The 727-nt window shown below is 54.2% G+C and carries 1 rRNA gene; it reads right to left on the bottom strand.

What is annotated here, in order from left to right:
* Positions 1 to 648: 648 nt before the first annotated feature.
* A 5S ribosomal RNA gene (gene rrf / locus ACTQW0_RS08500) occupies positions 649 to 727 on the bottom strand; the annotation flags it as partial.

The raw sequence follows: 727 nt of genomic DNA, 5'->3' as shown, positions 1-727 counted from the left end.
CCTCGCAGTATCCGGTTCTCAAGGTGCACGCCTGCGCCGGTTCCCGGTCCGACCGGGCCGCGCGGCAAGGAGATATATTGCCAGACCGGAGGGGCCCGCGGGGCGGGAATCACGCACTCCATATTTTGTTCACAAATGAACCAGAGGGCCCTGGAATCCGACAGGGTCTAATCGACGATCATATATCTCAGACAGACCGTATGACCTCGGTGTTTATGCTGTCCGATGTATACGTATCGGTTATATACCCAAACCAGAATTAAATAGCACCTAGGAGATAGATTGCGACGGTTCCCCTTATAAAGCCTTTACGCGACAAAGGACCCCGCCAGACAGCGCTGGAGCCCCATTAGTGTGCAATCCTAGCCGAAAGACGTGAAACGCGAGAAAAGATTGATTTGTAATCTAAATTGGGAGATCCATCTAGGAAATACGCAACCAGCCAAAGGAGCGTTCCTAAGTGCGGACTGTAAAGAACGAGTCCCAAAAACAGGCCTCGAAAAGAATCAACCCACTTCATATGCTATTGCGACTTCAGAATAAAGAAATCAACTATCTAGAGCCACGGATCAATACAAACGCAAAAAAGGGGGAGGCCGCGAGGCCTCCCCCTTCTCAGTCCAAGCGCACGGCTCGGTGCCGTCCACCGGTCAGCGGCGCCCTGGCCTCCCACGGGCTGGCCCCGCAGTACTCTCGGCGCGATGGGGCTTAGCTTCCGGGTTCGGAA

It is taken from the genome of Collinsella sp. LCP19S3_B7 (genome assembly GCF_052121795.1).
Lineage (GTDB): Bacteria > Actinomycetota > Coriobacteriia > Coriobacteriales > Coriobacteriaceae > Collinsella.
The sequence above is the reverse complement of the archived record's forward strand: the minus strand, read 5'-3'. Positions and strand labels throughout refer to the sequence as shown.